Raw genomic sequence first — 19,622 nt, 5'->3', positions numbered from 1 at the left:
CCGCAGGGCGCCGCGTTCGGTTTGGAGAAAAGAAGTCGCGGGGCAAGCAGCAGGGGCTCCCCCCGCGCGGGGAATGAACCGCATCGGCCTCTCGATCCCACGAGCGGCGCGCGGCCCCCTCAGTTCGGGGAATCGTCAGGCGGCGGGACCTTCGCCCCGCCGCCCGCCCGGTCGGGCCTAGTTGAAGTCGAGGCTGAGGTTCACGCCGATGGTTCGCGGGCGCGGCCCCGCCAGCAAGGTTGGGCCGTTCGCGGCGGTGGGGCCACGCTCGTCCGAGAGGTTCTCGCCGAACAGCTTGACCTCGTAGGCGCCCTTTCGAACCCCGACGCTGGCGCGATAGAGCTGATAGGGATCGAGCGTATTGACGGTGGCGTCGCTGTTGCGCGCCCGGCCGACGGCGGTGGCGGAGGCGTTGGCGAACACGTCGTAGAGCCCGACGCTCTTCTGATAGTTCACGTCCAGACGCCAGTTGTAGGGCGGCGTGTTGAACAGGTCCTCACCGTCGCCGTTACGCGGATTGGCGGCGGCGAAGGCGGGGATGACGTTGGTGAACTCCGAGGTGTTGACGTTGCCGATCAGGGTCAAGTTGAGCCCCTTGACGGGGGTGTCCCACGACGCCTCGATATCGATGCCTTTAGTCTTGGCGTCGCCGAGATTGGCGAAGGCCGAGAGCCCGATAGACGTGTTGAAGGCGCTCTGAAGGTTCGTGTACTTGATGTCGTAGGCGCTGATCGACAGATGCAGCCTGTCGTCGAACAGCTTGCCCTTGGCTCCAATTTCGATGTTCCGCAGCTTGTCGGGCGTCAACGAGATGCTGGTCGGCACGCCGTCGGCGATCACCGCGTTGGCTTGGGCCTGCGACTGCAGGATCCCGCTCCGGAACCCGGTGCCCGCGTTGAAGAACAGCATCCACTTGTCGGTCGGGTAATAGGCCAAGTTCGCCCGCCAGGTCAGGGCGTCCGGTTTGGCTTGGCTGGTGATCAGCTCGCCGTTCGTCACCGATTCCGACGAACGATCGTCCTTGAAGTAGCGAAGGCCAAACAGCGGCACCAGCTTGCCGTCCATCAGGTCGTAGCTGATTTCTGAGAACACCGAGGCGTTCTCGGTGCGGGTGATGGTGCTGCCGCCGAGCTTCAGGCTGGGGAAGTCCAGGGAGAAGGTATAGAGGCCCCGGGCCTTCTGGTAGAAGGCGCCGCCCACCCAGTGCAGCGGGCCGTCGCCCGAGGTCGCGAGCCGGAACTCGTTGACGAAACTGTGGGCGTCACCGCCGTTGATCAGCGTGCCAATACCCAGCGGCGCGCCGAGATTCAGGGCCACGCCAAAGCCGCCCGGCAGCGACTTCTGATAGGAGGTGGCGTTCGTCAGGGTCAGACCGTCGAACTCGTGGGTGATCGTCCCGGAATAGTAGTTCGCGCGCCGGCGATCATAGCCGCTGACCGTGCCCTGGTAGGCCGCATAGGGCGGATCCACCGAGTTCATGACGTTCAGATAGTCCTGATCGGTGCTGAACCGCCAGGCCCGCAGCCGCACGGTCGAGCGGTCGGTGGGCTTCCACAGCAGCACCGCCTGAAGGTTCTTGGCGACCACGCCGTTGGCGTCGGTCTTGTAGGGCGTGCCCGTGGGGGCGCCCTGGTAGATGTCGTTATAGCCCGCCCGCTTGTCGTAGCCGCCGCTGACGCGCAGGCCCAACTTGTCTTCGATGATCGGGATCGAGACCGCTCCCGCCACGCGATAGTTGGGATCGCCCGCGTCGCGCGTGCCCGACAGTTCGCTTTCGGCGGTGAAGCCCATGCGGCTGAGACTGGGGCTCTTGGTGCGATAGATGATGGCGCCGCCCATCGAGCCCGAGCCGTACAGCGTGCCCTGCGGCCCGCGCAGAACTTCCACCCGCTCGATGTCGAAATACTGGAGGGGCGGGGCGGCCTGGTTGTTGGGGACACCAAAGGGGGTGTCGTCCAGATAGTAGCCGATCATGCCGTCGCCGACCGGACCGCCGGCGCCGGAGCCCCGGAACGAGAAGATGCGATAGCCCGCGCCGATCTCCTGGGCCTGGGACGCCCCGGGGATCATCTGGATCAGGTCCGCGCCGTCTCGAACGCCGCGCTCGGTCAGGACCTTGTCCGAGAAGGCCTGAATGGCGACGGGCGCGCGCGCGATGACCTGGGACCCGCCCTTGAGCGCGGTGACGACCACCTCGTCGAGCTTTTCTGACTCGGTCGCCTCGCCCTGCGCCTGCTGGGCCAGGGCCGGCCCGCTGGCGGCGAAAGACAGACCCGCCAACGCCGCCAGGCTCACGCCGCGCCAAAGCGCCGAACGCGAACCCGCGTGGAACGAAGTTTTTCTCACGACGATACCTCCCCTTTTTATTGTTTAGCGTCAAAACCGCAATCGATTGCCACTTTCAGTGGCGTATAGATTTCCGCGTGAACTGCTTCGCCCGCCGCGTCCGCGTCAGGCGAAGGCGGCGCGCAATCCGCTCATCCAGGCGGCGGTGAACGCCTTGGACGGGCGCGACTGTGGCGCGATGAAATCAAAGCCGTGATACGCGCCCGGCGTGAGGTGAAACTGGGTCGGCACGCCCGCGAGGACCAGGCGCCGGGCGTACTCCAGATCCTCTTCGACGAAGAGGTCGATGGCGCCGACGCCGATGAAGGCCGGCGCCAGGCCGCGAAGGTCGGAGAGCCGGGCCGGCACGGCGCCGTGGGGCGGCTGCCCCTGGCCGGCGGGCGCCCCCAGGAAGCTCGTCCATCCAAACCGGTTGCCAGCCTCGTCCCAGCCGATACTGCCGATGAACGGCGGGACGCGGCGCGTGCTACCGGTCCGATCGTCGAGCATGGGATAAATCAGGACTTGATAGCGCAGCTGGACTTCGCGGCGGTCGCGCGCGGCGATGGCGACCATCGCCGCCAGGCCGCCGCCGGCGCTCTCGCCCATCACCGCGATGCGATCGCGATCGACGCCCAGGGACTCGGCGTTTCGATTCAGCCACGCCAGGGCCGCGTAGCAGTCCTCGACCGGTCCCGGGAAAGGCGTCTCCGGGCAAAGCCGGTATTCCACATTGACCACGAGACAATCCAGTTCGGCGGCGATTGTCTGGCACAGAGGCGTGGAGTCCTCGGCGCGTCCCAGGATGAAGCCACCGCCATGGATGTGCAGCAGCGCCGGCCGCGCCTTGCCGCGCGGGGCGGCGCCGATCACCTGGACCGACACGTCCGGCCCGCCGGGAGCGCCCGGAATGACGCGGCGCTCCACTGGAGGACTCGCCAAGGGCGCGGGGGGCGGCGGAATCCGCGCCCTCAAGGCCTTGAGCTCGGGCAGGGTCCACTCCGGAGAGGGCCTAGCCAGCAGGGCGCGAGCGCCCTCGCGCAATTCCGGGTCGACGCGGGCCAGGATATCCTCGCCGCCCTCGCCCACGGCGGCCGCCAAGGACTGGCCGGCGCCCGCGGCGAACGCCGCGCCCAGCATCATGACGTGCAGATCGCGTCTCGATACAGTCAAACCGGCCTCCCCGACTCCGAACACTTCGGTTCTTGCACCAAGTGATCCCTGAAAAAGCAATCGATTGCAACCCCTCTAGAGAAGGAACTTGCAATCGATTACCCAAGACGCTCTAGTTCGCCCCAGCCAAGGCTGCGGCGCGCAGCAAAACAGGGCTAGGCGGCCAACAGCCAGCCATAGGGAGAAAACGAGATGGAAACGCGAAACGCGCGCGGACGCGGTGTGGCCAAGGCGATGATGATCGCGCTCTGCGCTCTGGCGGCCAGCGCCGCCTCGGCCCAGGATCGCAAGCCGTCGCCGGTGAAGGTCGATCCCGACGGCACGGTCCACGCCCCGGCCATGAGCGTTCCGGTCTCAAGCCTGCTTTCGCCCGAGGGAAAGGCCTACATGGCCGAGCACCTGCGCCAGATGCAGCAGCCGGAACTGCTGGTGCAGAAGGACGGGGTTCCAGTCTTCATGGAGCCGTACCTGGCCCGGCAGCGTGTGCTGTTTCCCCACGAGAGGGTCGACACCAAGATCGGGGGCGTGCACGTCTATGACTACACCCCCAAGGCAGGCGTAGCGCCCGAGAACCGCAACCGCGTCCTGATCAATCTGCACGGCGGCGGGTTCATGGGATGCTTCCAGGGCTGCGGCGAGCTTGAGTCGCTGCCCCTGACCAGCCTGGGACGCGTTCGCGTTGTCGCGGTCGACTACCGCCAAGGCCCGGAGCACCGCTTCCCCGCCGCCAGCGAAGACGTGGCCGCGGTCTATCGCGAGCTTCTGAAGACCTACCCGGCCCAGAACATCGGCATCTATGGCTGTTCCGCCGGCGGCATGCTGACGGGCATGTCGGTCGCCTGGTTCCAGGCGCACGGCCTGCCAAAGCCCGGCGCGATCGGCATCTTCTGCGCGGGCGCGACCTTGTCGTCCTCGGGCTTCGGCGGCGACGCGGACTTCTTCACCGGCCCCTTGGGCGACGCGCGTCCGCCCGCGCCCTGGCCGCCCGTGCGCCCGGCCTCCGATAGTTCGGGCATGCCCTATCTGGCCGGCGCGAGCATCAAGGACCCGTTGGTGTCGCCGACCGCGTCGGACGCCGTGCTGACCCAGTTCCCGCCGACGCTCCTGATCACCGCCACGCGTGGCTTCGAGCTGAGCTCGACGGTCTACACTCACACCCAGCTCGTCCGCCTGGGCGTCGAGGCCGACCTGCATGTCTGGGAGGGCCTGTTCCACGGCTTCTTCTACAACGCGGACGTTCCAGAATCGCGGCAGGCCTACGACGTGATGCTGAAGTTCTTCGACAAGCACCTGGGCCGTTGAGCGGGTTTCCAGGACAGGAGCCCACCGATGTCTAAGGCCAAGCCAGGCGCGCTGAAAGGCGCGCCGAAGGGTTGGATCCAACTGACCGCGCCGTCGGGGCGCGGTCAGCTTTACGTCCTTCGCGACTTCGCCTCCCGCCACCTTGCGGCGCGCGATCTCTATGTGTGGAGGCCTGATGGGGCGGACGAGGACGGCCCCCTGCCCGTGCTCTACATGCAGGACGGCCAGAACCTGTTCGACGCCCGGCTGGTGCCGTTCGGCGTGGCCTGGGAGGCCGACGCCAGCCTGTCACGGCTGATCGACGCCGGTCAGGTCGCGCCGACCCTCGTCGTGGGCGTGGCCTGCACCAAGGACCGGTTCGCCGAATACGCCCCGGCGCTGCTCCTCGACCAACTTTCCTCTCCGGCTCGTCAAGCCGTCCTCGACGCGTGGCCCGGGGCGCCGAAATCGGCGGCCTACGCCCGGATGCTGGTCGAGGAAATCAAGCCGCTCATCGACGCGACCTTCCCGACCCGACCTCAGCGCGAAACCACCTTCATCGCCGGCTCGTCGATGGGCGCTGTCGTGGCCAGCGAACTGCTCGCGCGACATCCGGACATCTTCGCCGGCGCGGCCCTGTTGTCGGCCCACTTCAGCCTGTTGCCCGTGACCGAGACCGAGCGCCTGCCGGAAGGCTTCGCCAAGGATGTCGCGGAGGCTGTCGGCCTCTTCGCCCAGCGCCATATGCCGCGCGCGGGCTCGCACCGCCTCTGGCTGGATCGCGGCACGCTGAGCATCGATCGGTTCTATCCGCAGGCGCACGCGGCCCTGGTCAGCGCGCTCCTCGCGCTGGGCTATGTGGAGGGCGTGGACCTGAGCGTCCGCGCCTATGGCGGCGCCAGCCATGACGAGGGCGCCTGGCGCGAGCGCCTGGACGAAGCGCTCGCCTTCCTGCTCCGCCCGCGAGGTTAGACCGCGGCCTCCTTCGCGCTCGCGGCCGGCCCCGTCGAGCGCCCCGCCCACAGCACGCAGAGCGCCGCGGCTCCCATCAGCACGCCGCACAGCATCAGGACCCGGCGTGGGTCGCCGCCCAGCAGGCTGTCGAAGTACAGGGGCATGGTCACGGCGTTCAGCAGCATCGGCGTGACGATCATCATGTTGAAGATGCCCATATAGACCCCGGTTCGCTCGGGCGGGATGCTCTCGGACAGGATGATGTAGGGGTTGCCCATGATGCTGGCCCAGCCCAATCCGACCCCGATCGCCGGGAGGAACAGCCAGGCCTTGTCGGCGACATGTGGAATGGCGAACATGCCAAGGCCGGCCGCCAGCAGGCAGAAGGCGTGCATCACGGGCGCGCCGTACCGCCGCGTGAACGGCACCATGGCGAAGGCGGCGACGAAGGCCACGCCGTTGTAGAAGCCGCCCACCTGGCCGTTGTCCAGAACGGCCCGACGGAAGTTCTCCGACAGCGGATTGGCCTCGTCGTACACCGACCGGCTGATCGAATAGATCACGTAATTCCAGTAGCCGAACATCGCGTACCACTGGAAAAGGCTCATCCAGGCCAGCCTGCGCATCGTCGTCGGCATGGTGACGATGGCGTCCCAGATCTCGCGCAGGGTCGCGGTCACCGTCAGCGGCAGGGCCTTGAGCCTCTCCCTCTGGTCCTCGCTCAAGGGCAGCTCCGGCACACGGAAGATCGACCAGAGGATCGTCGTCAGCGAGAGCACCGCTCCGACGGTGAACGCCAGTCGCGTGATCACCGGAATATTGTGGGCGTCGACGGCGTTGATGTCGAAGCCGATGATGTTGACCATGAAGGTCGGCGCCAGATAGGCCAGCATCTGGCCAAGCCCGGTGAAGGCGCTCTGCGATAGAAAGCCGAAGCGCCGCTGCTCGGTCGAGAGTCGGTCGCTGACATAGGCCCGATAGGGCTCCATGGTGATGTTGTTGCCGGCGTCGAGGATCCACAGCAGGCTGACCGCCGCCAGAATGGTCGGCGAAAGCGGCATGAAGAACAGGCCGATGGCGCACAGCACCGCCCCGAACACGAAGTAGGGCGTCCGCCGTCCCCAGCGCGAGGCGGTGCGGTCGCTCATCGCGCCGATGATCGGCTGGACCAACAGACCCGTCACGGGACCGGCCAGCTGCAGAAGCGGAATATCGGCCTCGCGGGCTCCCAGGTAGGAGTAGATCGGCGCCATGTTGGACTGCTGCAGGCCAAAGCTGAACTGCAGCCCCAGGAAGCCGAGGTTCATCTCCACGATACGAAGCCAAGGCAGCCTAGGCTTCAGCGCGTCTTGCATCCTGGTCTCTCCGTGGACGCGACCACCGCGTCTCGATCATCTTGTTTTGCGGGCGAGGGCTCGCGGCGGGAGGCTGACCTCACCCGGCGAGGGTGCGCCGGAGCCACCGGTCGAACAGGTCCAACCACAGGCCATCGGGCGCGTTGGGCGATCCCAGGCCAAAGCCGTGTCCGCCCTCCTCCAGCAAATGCGCCTCGGCGCGGACCCCGGCCTTACGAAGGGCGTCCAGCATCATCAGGCTGTTTTCTGGAGGAACGGCGGTGTCGTCCAAGGCATGGGTCAGGAAACACGGCGGCGTCCGGGCCGAGACATGTCGCTGGGGTGAGCGGCGCGCGACCTGATCGGCGCTGGGCGAAGCCCCCAGCAGCGACAGCCGCGTCTGAGGGTTGGTGTCGGGGAGCTCCAACGTGATCACCGGATAGATCAGCCCGACCGCCGCAGGCCGGGCGCTGAGCGCGTCCGCCGCATCGCTCGCGGGATAGAGGGTCTCGGCGTGATCGGTCGCCAGCGAGGCGATCAGGTGCCCCCCCGCCGAGAAACCTAGAGCCGCGACCTGCTCAGGCTCGAAGCCGAACCGGGCCGCCTGGGCGCGGATGAGCCGCATGGCGCGCTGAGCGTCCTGAAGAGGAACGTCCGAGAAGCCGCTCCAGCCCTCGGCCGGAAGTCGGTAGATCAGGACAAAGACGGTGTAACCCCGCGCGGCGAGCGCCTCGGCGACCGCCGCGCCCTCATGGGTGCCGACGACGAAGCCATAGGCGCCGCCGGGAGCGACCAGGATCGCCTTGCCGTTGCTCTGGGCCGGCCGGAATACATGCAGCAACGGCTTGGCGACATTGCGGAAGAAGCCGGGGGGAAAGCCGGCGGGAACCGGCTGGGCCTTGAACGGGCCGTTCGGCGGCGCCCCCGGCCAGAGCGGGATGACCTCGGCGCTCAGCCAGCTGGCGGGCAAAGGGCCCAGCGCGGGCGGCGGGACGAGGGGCTTGCGATCAGCGAGCGCCGGGCCCGCGCCGACAATCGCCAGGCCCGCGCCCAGAACGAAGCGCCGCGACATCGCCAGACGGCCTTGCGTCATCATGCTCATGAAGGTTCCCGAGGTGTCCAAGTCCAAGTCCCCGTCAGGCCGCGAAGGCGGTCTTGAGGGCGGCCTTCCAGGCCCGCGTGAAGTCGCGCGAGACGCGGGCTTCGGGCGCGACGAAATCGAAGGCGTGGAAGGCGCCGGGAACGACCACCAGCTCTGTCGGCACGCCGGCCAGCACCAGTCGCCGGGCGAAATCGAAGTTCTCCTCGACGAACAGATCGATGTCGCCCACGCCGATGAAGGTCGGCGGCAGTCTCGAGAGATCGGCCACGCGCGCGGGCGAGGCGCCGGCCGGCGCGCGAGCGCCGCCCGCCTCGCCACCCAGGAAGCTCTCCCAGCCGAAGCGATTGGCGGCGGCGTTCCAGCCGATGGTTCCCACGTGCGGCGGCGGCATGCGTGTCGCGCCGGTGCGATCATCCAGCATCGGATAGAGCAGGATCTGGCCGCGCACCGGAATCTCGCCGCGATCGCGCGCCAGAAGGGTCAGGATCGCCGCGTGCCCTCCGCCGGCGCTCTCGCCCATCACGACGATCCGAGCGGGATCTACGCCCAGGCGCGGAGCCTCGCGGTGAAGCCAGGCCAGCGCGGCGTAGTTGTCCTCGACCGGCCCCGGATAGGGCGTCTCGGGCGCCAGACGATAGTCGACATTGACCACGACGCAGTCGAACTCGGAAGCCAACTGCTGGCAGAAGGCGGTCAGGTTCCGCGCCCTCCCCGAGACGAAGCCGCCACCGTGGATATGCAGGATCGCCGGGCGGAGCTGGCCCTTCGGCGCGGCGCCGATCAGCTCGACGGGCACGCCCGGATCGCCACGCCGTCCTGGGACCGTCAGGAGCCGAACCTCGGGCGCCTGGAGCAGCGGGGGCGGAACCCACAGTGCGCGGATCGCAGCCAGGTTGGCGCGGGTCATGGGCGCGGAGGGCTCGCTCAGCACCTGAAGCGCCGCGGCGCGCAATTCGGGATCGACGTGCGAAAGGTCGGCGGGCCCGCTTGGCTCGGCGATCAACTCCGCCCCCAGGATGGATCGCGGCATATCCAGAACTCCTCCCAGGGCGCGCCGCCACCGTCTTCGGGCGGTCGGCTCGCGGCAATCGTTTGCCCGTCTTTTTGATAAGGGATTGTCCCAGGCCACGCAACGCGGCCTGACGTAGGCTGAACCCGGCTGAAGGGGATGAGCGCTTTGACTTCGCGCCCATCCCCTTCACCGCCTGTCGCGCTAGCGTGACGCCACACGGAGGCGGAAGCCGAGGGTTCGCGGCGTTGGGCCGGAGCCCGACAACGGCCCATTGGTGCCAACGAAGGTCGGGCCCCGCTCATCAGCCAGATTGTTGCCGACGAACGCGAACTCCCACGCCCCGCGCCGCACCCCGATTGTCGCGCTGAGCTGGTCGTAGGGGCGGGTCGGAAACCCGTTGGTCTGCAGGCGGTCGCCGCTGTGGCTCAGCGCCAGATTGCCGAACCCTTCCAGATCGTTCGCCAGGTCGCGGCTGTAGTTGATGTCGATGCGATAGTTTTGATCCAGCGTGTTGATCAAGCGCGCGCCCGGGCGAAGCAAGGGCTGGGCGGCGGCGACGACGGGATTGACGCTGTCGTACTTGCTGTCGTTGAAGTTGCCCACGAAACCCAGAGCCAGCCCCCTGATCGGCGTGCGCCAGTGCAGCTCCAGATCGACGCCCTTCGTGGTCGCGTCGCCGAAGTTGGCGAAGCCGTTCACGCCGTTTATGCCCCCGGTCACCGAGGTCTGAAGATTGGTGTACTGTAGCTGATAGAGATTGACCCCGACGGTCCACGCCCGATCGTCGCTGCGCCACTTGAGGCCAAACTCGTAGTTCTTGGACTCTTCTGGATCGAGGGCCACCGAGACCGGCACCCCGGCCAGGGTTAGGGATTCGACCTGGACGCGGGACTGCACGATGCCCGGGCGGAACCCCGTGGCAGCCGAGACGAACATCGTCAGATTGTCGTTGGGCAGATAGGCCAGGTTCAGGCGCCAGGTGTTGACGCTGGCCTTGGTGGGCACCTTGGCGGTCCCGTCCGCGAACGAGCGATCGTCATGATAGGTTCGGAGCCCGACCAGGGGCACCAGCTTGCCGCCCATCAGGTCGTAGCTCACCTCCCCGAAGAACGCGTAGTTCTTGGTCAGCGTATTGTTGCTGGCGTTGATGTTGGCGGCAGGTAGAACCAGCGCGTTGATCTGCGGCCCTTCCCCGTCCTGGTAGGAAGCTCCCGCGACCCAGTGCAAGGGCCCGGACGTCGTGGAATTCACGCGCAGTTCCTGGGCGAACATCTTGGGCAGGAAGCGGCTCGAGAATGACCCGGATGGGGACAGCGGAATCTTGATCCCGAAATCACCCTCCAGGTTGCTGGTCGCGCTGGTCAGCGAGAACCCGTCGAAGTCGACCTTGGCGGCCAGGCTCCAGAGCTTGAAATCGCCATTCGAGAAGCCTTGCTGACCTGCGGTGTTCTCGAAATAGGGCGGCTTTACCGAGGCCGTGAAGCCGGTGAAGTCCTGACGGGGCTGGAAATGCCAGTACTGGGCGCGGATCTCGACGTTGTCGCTGGGCCGCAACAAGGCCACTAGGCGCAGGTCGTCGTTCTTCGCCTTGTTGACGCCCTTCTGGTCAGGCGTGCCGTCATAGGGGCCGTAGTACGCATCAGCCCAACCCGCATCGCGCGACGTGCCGCCGCTAATGCGGATCGCCAGGCGGTCCTTGACGATGGGAACCGAGACCGCGCCCGAAACGCCGTAGTTGAACCCTTCGGCTCCCACCGTGCGCGAGCCCTCGCTTTCGGCGGCGTATTCAATGTCGCTGAGGTTTGGGTCACGGGTGTGGAAGATGAACACCCCGCCCGAGGACCCCTGGCCGTAAAGGGTGCCTTGCGGCCCGCGCAGCACCTCTACGCGATCCATGTCAATGAACCGCACGGGCGGCGCGATGCCGAAGTTCGTGACGATGAAGGGAACGTCGTCGAGATAGTAGCCCAGCGGCGAGTCGCCGTTCTGCGTGACGCTGCCCCGAAGATTGTAGAAGCGCGAGCCCACCGACTGCCGGAACCCTTCGAAGGCGCCTGGGATCGTCGACACCAGGTCGCCGACGGTGGCGATGTTGCGCGCCTTCAGCTCCTCGCCCGAAAAGGCTTGGATCGCCATGGGCACCGTCTGGAGCGCCTGCCCGCCGGTCTTGGACGCGGTCACGACCACTTCCTGGACGGCGTCGGTCGCCTCCGGGGAGGCCTTTTGAGCCCCCTCCTCCGCGCTTGAGGATTGTTGCGCCTGCGCGACGCCCAGAGGCGTGCACGTCATTAAGGCCGCCGCGCTGACCGCGAGCCACTTCAGATTTTGCATTCCCTCAACCTCCCCAACGCCTAGCGCGTTGCTTCGCTGTTCCCCCGCTCGTCGTTGGCGGGAGTTACGCCCGAGCCCCTTCGAAGGCGCTGCTTGACGACTAAAAGCACAGTGAACCGCAAACGATTGCCGGTCAACTGAGCTCGTGACCTGCTTGGAAAGGTCGAGGCAGAACCCCGGTTATGTGCCTATAAGTCTCGAATTCTGCCGTGTTGGCGCCGCGCGCGTCCTACCCGCGTGGCACAGAGTCGTTACAGAGTGACAATCGATTGCCAGCCCCGATGTCCGAGAGTTCCTCCGGCGAGCCCGCGTCGCGTAAGCTTGTGGGCGAGACCGACGGCCTCGCTTTTCCGTTTGAAGAGGCTAGGCGCCCGAAGTCGTGGAGGCGCGCGGCGTCAGGGTCGGCGTCAGAAGCACCGACGGCGCGTCCTCATCGCGCATGAGCGCCAGGAGCGTGTCGACCAGCGCCTCGGCGCCCTTGCCCAGATCCTGGCGGATCGATGTCAGTGGCGGCAGAGTGTGACGCGCGATCTCCAGATCGTCGAAGCCGACAACCTTGACGTCCGAGGGCACCACACGGCCACGCTCCGCCAAGGCCTGGATGGTCATCATGGCGATGGTGTCGGACGCGGCGAAAATCCCGTCGACCCCATCGGCGACGCCCAGATACTCGGAGATGGTCGCAAGAGCCATGTCCGGCACGAAATGCACCGGCAGCAAGGCGCCCGCCACCCCCTCGCCCGCCCCCTTAATCGCTTCCCGAAAGCCGGTCAGGCGCTCCTCGACCTCGGGCACGTTGGGGTCGCCAAAGAAAGCCAGCTTTCGACAGCCTTGGGCCAGAAGGTGTTCCGTCGCCAACCGCCCGCCAAGACGGTTGTCGCTGCCGACGGTGTGATAGGCGTGCCCCTCGATCCGCGAGCCCCAGACGACCATCGGCTTGTAAGACTTGGCCGCCTCGTCGAGAACCAGCGCTTGATCGGACTGCCCGATGACGATGATGCCGTCGACGCGGCCCGATTGGGCGATGCGGTCCAGCCAGTTACCGTCCGTGGGGACGACGCGGCTGAGGAGCACGTCATAGCCATGGTCAGCGAGCCGGTCGGCTACGTGACTGATCAAGGTCATGAAGAAGGGGTCGGATAGGTGCTGGGTGCGCTCGTGACCGAGCGGCACAACCACGCCAATAGCGCCGGTCCGCCCGATCCTCAGATTACGGGCGGTCATGCTGGGCTTGAACTGCAGTTCGGCGGCCAGCTTTTGAATGCGCTCGCGCGTCGCCGTCGACAGGTGGCCAGCGCCCGTCAGGGCGCGCGACACCGTCGCCGTCGACACGCCGGCGATCTTGGCCAGTTCCTGGATATTCTGAGGTCTGGCGCCGGCTGTCTTGGAGCCGGGCCTAGTCTTCGGGGGCAATGCAACCTCGATGAAAGACGCGTAAGCAGCTCAGCGGACGGCAAGGCCGCCTGTTCGTCAAGGCCGCCGCGCCAAAGCCCTTACCGGTTGAGTTAATTCGATTCCGACGCCTGTTCGAGGTCAAGCAGCCCCTCGATGATCGCGGTCTCCGCGCACCCCGGCTTGAGCCGCGACGACACGACCTCGAAGGTGTTCTGCGCGAAGGCCTCGTCATGAGGAATATAGCCCGTCGGCGCCAGGCCGTTGGTCAAGGTCGCCATCATCGTCCGGCTTGAGCCGCTCCGGGCCTTGAAACGCTGGGCGATCGGGTTGAACACCTCGGCGTTCACCCCGGCGATCTCGATCCCGCCGATCCTGAGCAAGCTCAGACGGATCGGCGCCTCCGGCCCATCGACATAGGTTCCCGGATAGCCAGCCCGGCCCGTGTCGGTCCTCACGCGCCCCGGACAGACCACCATCTTGGTCGCGCCAAAGATCCGCGGATTGATCTCCGGCCGGTCGAGCCCCTCGCGTCCGACGCGCAAGACCTCCTCCCCCAGGAGTTGCCCCATCGACTGGACCATCTGCCGCTGCTGCGCCATCAGCCGAGCGACCCGCGGATCGTTCCTGTCGAGCCCCACGCCCCCCGGCGGCATGGCGTTGCTGATGTCCTCGCCCCGCTTGGCGTATTCGGCGATGCGTATGTTCCGCAGGTCGTAGGTCTGCTGGAAGAAAATCGGATTCTGGTCGCCCGCCGCGCCTTCGCTCCAGATCGCCACCGCGCCGTCGCCGAGCGAGTCTTCGATGTAGCGGGAGGCCGCGCCTGGGATATCCCCGCTGACCTGGTCCAACTGGCCGTTCACCACCGCGTGGACCGCGTAGTTGTAGTACACCGCGATCGGCTCGCCAGAAGCCGAGGTGATACTGATCACCCCCACCGTCTTGTCCGATGGCCCTTCGTAGTTAGGGCCCTCCCACCACCGACGGGTCTTCGGATCGATGATGTTCCGGTTGATATTGATGTGAGAGACACCCTGGCCGTAGGCGATCGTCGCCGGCCGCAGCTTGGCCTCGGCTTGGCGCAGGGCCTCGATGATCTTCTCATCGAGTTGCGGGATGGCGCGCGGAACGCTGTGGGAATGGGTGGCGGTCAACATCAGGTTGGCCGATGGGATGCCCAGGCTCTGCGCGCCCCGCGCCACCGCCATCCAGGTGGCGTCGGACATGGCGCCGATGTCCACCGTGACCAGGGCCGCCTTCCGACCGTTATGCTCGAGCACCGCGGCGCGCGCGTAGATCGGATCATTGATCCCGTCATAGCCCTTCGGAAGCTGGCTCTTGGACGGCGTTATGTCGATACGGGCCGCGCCCGCTCGCAAGGACGCGGACGCTGGGGCGCAGAGCGCGGCGGTCGCCTGCAGCGTGGTCATCCCCACAGCCAGGGCCAGAATGGCGTACTTCACGTTTTCCTCCCGGTGCAGCGCGCTTGAGCGCGTCTTTGTACAATCGATTGCGGTGGCGACTTGGCCTCGCCAGACCGGAGGCGGTCGCGCGCTAGCCCTGGAGCTTGGCCTGATCGCCCGACAGGCTTAGACGCAACGTCGGCGCGAAGGTGGCGCCAAACCGCCGCGAGCCGGTCGCCTCGGCGGCGCGCCCCCAGTCGTCGATGAAACTGATCACCGACCGGTCCGGCAGCACCAGCCAGCTATAGGCCTGGCGCGGCGCGGCCTGAGGGTTGGCGAAGACCAGGCCCGTGCCGTTCAGGGGCCGCCAACCGTGGCTCAGACGATCGGAGACCATCCCGTAGAGCCCCGTCGGCGCGTGGCGAAGGCCGGGTGCGAAGACATGGGTCTGGGTCGACCAGAACATGTAGTAGAGGCCGTCCGCCATGACGACATGGGGCCGCTCCAACTCGTTGTTGACCTCGGTCGCGTCGATCAGCGGCGGAGTAATACGCCAGTCGTCCGCAGCGCCCGAAGAAGACACCGCCGCGCCGATCACCCCATTGAACTCCGCGCCATTGGCCGCAGAGCCGGCGAAGAACAGGTAATGCCCGCCCTCCCGGGGATCGTGGAAATAGGCCGGATCGCGAAAAGCCTTGATGGTCCCGACAACGCCCACGCCGCCGTCGCTGGCCATATAGTGAGCGGGGTCGCGCTGGACGATCTCGCGCAAGTCCCGCCAGCCGGAGAACCGCGGACGATCAGCGGCGATCTCGAGGGTGGCGCGCGCGCCGAACAGCCTCTGCTCGAACGTCAGGGTCGCCTCACCGCGCCGGCCCGTCGCCGTGAAATACAAGGTGAGAGAGCGCTCGTCGGCGTCCAGCACGGCCGAGCCGGACCATTCCCGGCTGCCGGGGGAGAAGCCGTCCGGCATCGCCGGGCCAAGGTCCGACCAGCCCGCAGCGTCGCGGCGAAGCAGATGGATCCGCGCGTGGCCATGGCGAGCGTCGGGATCCTCGAAGCGCGGCGACGCCAGGGCCATCCAAAGCGTCATTCCGCCTTCAAACGCCATGGGCGCGCCGGATTGCATCTGAACAGGCCAGGCGTCCCAGATGTCGAGGTCGGCCGCGACGCGGACGATGTCCTTCTCGACGATCAGCGGCGCCGCGCTGACGCGTTGAAGATCAATTCGCGCCACGTCGGCCGTCGCCCAGCGATCTGGCGCAGCCCACTCCGAACTGACCGCTGAAGGAATGACACTGGACATGCGCTCTCCTGGCCGGCTGGAGGACGGCGCGCTCCAGCCCGGTCGGTGTAGAAGAAAGAGATCGCGTTGGCAAACGATTGCCGAAGACCTTCACCCCACAATTAGTCGGGCCAGATGCCGTTGTTTGCGCCGCAGTCTTCCACTAGCGGTAGAATGCGTCCGAGGCGCCGAAATCCAGCCGGCACAGTGTCATGCTCGGGACCGCCCACTCCAAATGTCGGCGATGTATCACGTGTTGCAGATAACGGCTTACGGGCACGGCCATCCGGATGAGCTGCCCCCCTAGGGTCAGCGAAGAGTCAGGATTTCCCGGCCGTGCGGTCCGGTGGGAAGGCGTCATAGCCATGCCCAAAAGCTGAGTTTTCAAAGCTCAGCGATGAGTCTTGAGCCGCTAGTCTGACCGTCAATGCAGCCCGGATGGGTCAGCCTCAGGCCTGTAGTTCAACGGCGACGGACCGCCGGCCCGTCAATCTGCTTGCCAGTTATTTGCCAGAAACGAACCGAAATGGACCGAACGGGACGGCACCGATCCAACCGTAACGCCTTATTCTACTTGGATTTCAGCTAGATTTACGATCGTTCACACCGAGGGGGTCACAGGTTCAATCCCTGTCGCATCCACCATTTTTTTGAATAAAACAATACATTGCGAGCCGACAGCCCGATGCCGAGCGGCATTTGGTTTTGCTTGCCAGTTGTTTGCCAGAAACGATTGTTTCCCATGCTGCGCGTGCGGGATTTTCCGGCCTAACCGCAGCGTCTTCCTGAGCTTGTCGCACACCGTCATGGCAGCCCTGGCGGGGCTGGCCTGATCCCGGCCCTGCCAGGCGCGCTCGAAGCGATGCTGGCGCCGACCGCGATCCAGCGATCGTCACCTTTCTGGCCCCGGCATCCGGGCTGGCGTTGTTTTGGCGTGGGCTCGGCGTTTTGGGGCCTGACGGCGGGCTTCTTCGCCCTCGGAGCCCGAGCGCTCCCGCGTCGACAATCGTCGACCGGCAAGGCGTCCCAGACCTAAGCCGACTGGCCCTCGGTTACGGCTGAAACCCAAAGTTTCCCCACCCGACCTTTTTCGGTAGCCGGCGCGCGCCATCAAGCGACCGACATCGCTCGTATGGAGTCGACCATGAAAGTCGTGCCGCCGCTTTTTCTCGCCGGCTTGCTCTGCGCCTGTTCCCCGCCCGCCTCTGCGCCAACGAGCGCCGAGGTCGCGGGTCCCAGCGACATCGAGATCGGGCGCTATCTCGTCCGCATCGGAGGCTGTAACGACTGCCATACGCCTGGCTACCTGCAAGCGGACGGCCAAATCCCGGAGTCCCAGTGGCTTACCGGCAATCCGGTCGGTTTTCGCGGCCCCTGGGGCGTCACCTACGCTAGCAATCTGCGCCTTGCGACGCAGATTGTTTCAGAAGACGATTGGGTGGCCATGCTTGCGCGGCGCGGCGACGCCCCGCCCATGCCCTGGCCGATCACCCGGGCGATGAGCCCCGCAAACCACCGCTCACTCTACCGCTACATCCGCTCGCTTCACCCGACTGGCCGGGCCGCGCCCTCCCGTCTGGCGCCAAGCGTAGAGCCGTCGACGCCCGTCGTCGATATGGTTCCAGTCGAACCCAACGCGAATTGAGCGCATGTCTCGCCTCCTAAGCCGGCTCGCCCTTAGCTTCGCGTTGGCAGCCGCGTCGATCGCGCCGGTGTTGCCCACCCACGCCTAGGCAGCCGTGCGCCCCAGATAACCGAGCGCGGCAACAAACCTTCGCGACTATTGCAGCTGAAACCCTCCTTTGATTGCGAAGCGGACCCGCAACAACGACAGTCGAACTCAAGAAAGCGCCACATTTCTTCGCCCCCTTAGAGCATCGGGACGGTGAGGCTTAAGGCGCTCAACCGTTCGTCCCCGCCCCCGACCCTTGGGACGACAACTTCGACGCGACACCTCCAGCGCGCGTCCTTCCGGCCCAGACGGAAGATCGGCGCCCCCGACCCTCGCCGTGAGATCTGGCTTAAACCGGCCGAGTGGCGGCGGGCCTCCAAGCCCGCCGCCGATGTTTCAGATCTTCTCCGACGTTGCGGCGCTGGCCCGGGCCAGAACCGCTTCGGCCGCCTCAAGGCGCAGTCGAACGGAGAGTGACTTGAGCGGTTCGATCGAGACGATTTCGGCGCCGTGTCCGTCCAGAACCTGGATCCTCAGCGGAGTCTCGGAACGGTGGGAAAGCGCCCGCCAGGCCATGAGCTCGGCGAAGTCCTCACCCGCCGACGACGTGGAATAGAGTGACACGAACGGCGTCTGAGCCAGCGATCGGTAGAGCGACGGGCTTTGTGAGAAAGGAAGTTTGGGTGCGCGTCGATAGACGGAGCGAGAAACCACACTCGCCGCGTAGGGCCGCGCCAAGCTCCGATAATCGACCCACACCGCCTTGAAGGGACCTCCGCCCGTGGTGACATCCAGCGTGCGATCGACCACATGCGTGGCCTCGTGCAGCAGAATATAGGTCAGGGCCGAGGCGTCGCCCGCCGTGACCCGTACGCTGTAGCCCGACCCATCCGGAGAAAAAAGCGCCGCCTCCTTCCGCGTGAGGAACTCCGACAGCGATTGCTCGAGCACCTCGGCGCGTATTGTGATGTCGAACATCGGCTCGCCGTTGGGCCCCTCGGAAGCGCGCGTCAAGGCCGTGCCCAGGCTGGACGGCGCGTCGACGAAACTGAGCCGCGCCAGGCGTCGCTCTAGGACTCGTCGGTACAGCTCGGGAAGATCGGCGATGGCGCCCTCGACCAAGGCCCATTCACGCTCGGTGAGGACATGGGCCTTGGTCTCTTTCGCGCCCGCGTCGACATAGGCCTTGATGGTTTCGTCGTGTGGCGGAACGATCCGTCCACGGAGGACCGAGGCGGTCTGGTCGCTTCGCGTCGTCGTCCGCGCCACGGCTGCGGTCTGGGCGAGACCATCGCCGGGCCAGGCCAACAACAGCAGGCCGCTCGCGAGAAACGCGCGAAATATCGGAGCTGGACGCGACGAAACTTTCGGCATGCGCGGTCTTTCTTCTCCATCTGGGGTCATCAACGGACGAGGATGTCGGGCCAAGCGAGCCTGGCCAAGCCCCCATGGGCCGCCGCCTTGTTACGGCGGTAACGGCTTTGCGCTTTTCCGCAATGGAGCCGATACGCGCGCCGATCAGGATCGCCGCATGTCGATAGCCCCCTTGACGATCGAAGGCGACCCGACGCGCCGTCATGCCGCGGAGGATCACGACCGTCTGTTCGTTGGCCCCGCTATCTTGGCGGCCGGAACGCTCGAGGCCTTGCCCGAGCCTTTCGTCCTCCATTTGCGGGAGGCTGGCATGCGCGTCGCCATCGCTCAGGATCAAACGGCGATGTTCGCGGCCCTAGACCCCCCGCCCCAGCCTTGTCGTGCTGGATCTCGACAAGCTGGGCGAGGATGGCCTCGATGTCATGCGCCGCCTGCGGGCAGGTTACGACGGCGCCCTGATCCTCGTGACGGCGCAGCGTCGAGACCTCGCCGACTGCGTCCTCGGGTTGGAAATGGGGGCTGACGACTATCTCGTCAGCCCGATCGCCTGCGTGAGTTGACGGCGCGCATTCGAACCATTCTCCGGCGGCGAAGCCTCGCGCGACGCCTCATCGAGGGCGCGGCCTTCACGCGCCTGCGCTTCGGCGCCTGGGACCTGGGACCTGGGACCTGGACGGCGCCACGCGCCTTCTGCGCCAGGACGGGCAAGCGCCGGTTCGGCTCACGCGGAGAGAGTTCGACCTGCTCTCGGCGTTCCTGCGCGCCCCGCGAAAAGTCCTGTCGCGCGAGGATCTGCTCCGCGCGACCGGCGCCCCCGCGGATCTTTTTGATCGGGCCATCGACACCCAGATCCGGCGGCTACGGGGCAAGTTGAGGAGCGGCCGCCAAGGCCGCGCGGTGATCGAGACGGTGCGCGGCGTGGGCTATGCGTTCCAGGCCGAGGAGGAGCCGGCCTGAACCAACGAATTGCCCGTCAAGACGGCG

15 protein-coding genes are annotated in these 19,622 nt (G+C 66.5%); 5 read left to right on the top strand and 10 right to left on the bottom strand.

Annotated elements, in window-relative coordinates; genetic code table 11:
• Positions 1-177: 177 nt before the first annotated feature.
• Positions 178-2,346, bottom strand: a complete 2,169-nt coding sequence (locus tag J2728_RS16325) for a TonB-dependent receptor (RefSeq protein ID WP_310000854.1) — start codon at positions 2,344-2,346, stop codon at positions 178-180.
• 105 nt (positions 2,347-2,451) lie between these two features.
• Positions 2,452-3,498 (bottom strand): alpha/beta hydrolase, encoded by a 1,047-nt coding sequence (locus tag J2728_RS16320; protein ID WP_310000853.1) that lies wholly within the window; start codon positions 3,496-3,498, stop codon positions 2,452-2,454.
• A 192-nt stretch (positions 3,499-3,690) separates the two neighbouring features.
• Here J2728_RS16320 and J2728_RS16315 point away from each other — a divergent pair, with 192 nt between their 5' ends.
• Positions 3,691-4,800: an alpha/beta hydrolase fold domain-containing protein gene (locus tag J2728_RS16315; protein WP_310000852.1), complete on the top strand. Its 1,110-nt coding sequence runs from the start codon at positions 3,691-3,693 to the stop codon at positions 4,798-4,800.
• 27 nt (positions 4,801-4,827) lie between these two features.
• Positions 4,828-5,751 (top strand): alpha/beta hydrolase, encoded by a 924-nt coding sequence (locus J2728_RS16310; protein WP_310000850.1) that lies wholly within the window; start codon positions 4,828-4,830, stop codon positions 5,749-5,751.
• Here the strand turns inward: J2728_RS16310 and J2728_RS16305 are convergent.
• The 7 genes from J2728_RS16305 to J2728_RS16275 form a co-directional block, all read right to left on the bottom strand.
• Complete coding sequence (locus J2728_RS16305; RefSeq protein ID WP_310000847.1) at positions 5,748-7,088, bottom strand: MFS transporter; 1,341 nt, start codon at positions 7,086-7,088, stop codon at positions 5,748-5,750. The genes J2728_RS16310 and J2728_RS16305 overlap by 4 nt on opposite strands.
• Positions 7,089-7,167: 79 nt before the next feature.
• Complete coding sequence (locus J2728_RS16300; protein ID WP_310000846.1) at positions 7,168-8,169, bottom strand: alpha/beta hydrolase; 1,002 nt, start codon at positions 8,167-8,169, stop codon at positions 7,168-7,170.
• Positions 8,170-8,203: 34 nt separating this feature from the next.
• Positions 8,204-9,199 (bottom strand): alpha/beta hydrolase, encoded by a 996-nt coding sequence (locus J2728_RS16295; RefSeq protein WP_310000843.1) that lies wholly within the window; start codon positions 9,197-9,199, stop codon positions 8,204-8,206.
• Between the two features lie 183 nt (positions 9,200-9,382).
• Positions 9,383-11,512, bottom strand: coding sequence for a TonB-dependent receptor (locus tag J2728_RS16290; protein WP_310000842.1), 2,130 nt, complete (start codon positions 11,510-11,512; stop codon positions 9,383-9,385).
• 363 nt (positions 11,513-11,875) lie between these two features.
• Positions 11,876-12,925 carry a LacI family DNA-binding transcriptional regulator gene (locus tag J2728_RS16285; protein ID WP_310000840.1) on the bottom strand — a complete coding sequence of 350 codons (1,050 nt, stop codon included), beginning with the start codon at positions 12,923-12,925 and terminating at the stop codon, positions 11,876-11,878.
• A 92-nt stretch (positions 12,926-13,017) separates the two neighbouring features.
• Entirely contained in the window at positions 13,018-14,367 is a 1,350-nt protein-coding gene (locus J2728_RS16280) for a neutral/alkaline non-lysosomal ceramidase N-terminal domain-containing protein (RefSeq protein ID WP_310000839.1), read from the bottom strand.
• A gap of 91 nt (positions 14,368-14,458) precedes the next feature.
• Complete coding sequence (locus tag J2728_RS16275) at positions 14,459-15,613, bottom strand: glycoside hydrolase family 68 protein (RefSeq protein WP_310000837.1); 1,155 nt, start codon at positions 15,611-15,613, stop codon at positions 14,459-14,461.
• Between the two features lie 1,123 nt (positions 15,614-16,736).
• Here J2728_RS16275 and J2728_RS16270 point away from each other — a divergent pair.
• Positions 16,737-17,237, top strand: a complete 501-nt coding sequence (locus J2728_RS16270; RefSeq protein ID WP_310000834.1) for a cytochrome C — start codon at positions 16,737-16,739, stop codon at positions 17,235-17,237.
• Positions 17,238-17,660: 423 nt separating this feature from the next.
• On the opposite strand, the gene J2728_RS16265 is transcribed toward J2728_RS16270, so the two are convergent.
• Positions 17,661-18,638 (bottom strand): hypothetical protein, encoded by a 978-nt coding sequence (locus J2728_RS16265; protein ID WP_310000831.1) that lies wholly within the window; start codon positions 18,636-18,638, stop codon positions 17,661-17,663.
• A 380-nt stretch (positions 18,639-19,018) separates the two neighbouring features.
• Between J2728_RS16265 and J2728_RS16260 the strand changes: the two genes are divergently transcribed.
• Together J2728_RS16260 and J2728_RS22320 are read left to right on the top strand one after the other, a co-directional pair.
• Positions 19,019-19,198: a hypothetical protein gene (locus J2728_RS16260; RefSeq protein ID WP_310000830.1), complete on the top strand. Its 180-nt coding sequence runs from the start codon at positions 19,019-19,021 to the stop codon at positions 19,196-19,198.
• A gap of 88 nt (positions 19,199-19,286) precedes the next feature.
• The gene (locus J2728_RS22320; RefSeq protein ID WP_404979787.1) at positions 19,287-19,595 is read left to right on the top strand and encodes a winged helix-turn-helix domain-containing protein; all 309 of its coding nucleotides are present in this window, start codon (positions 19,287-19,289) and stop codon (positions 19,593-19,595) included.
• Positions 19,596-19,622: the final 27 nt, after the last annotated feature.

The sequence above is a fragment of the Caulobacter segnis genome, from assembly GCF_031454995.1.
GTDB lineage: Bacteria > Pseudomonadota > Alphaproteobacteria > Caulobacterales > Caulobacteraceae > Caulobacter > Caulobacter segnis_E.
This window is presented reverse-complemented; position numbering and strand designations above follow the sequence as displayed.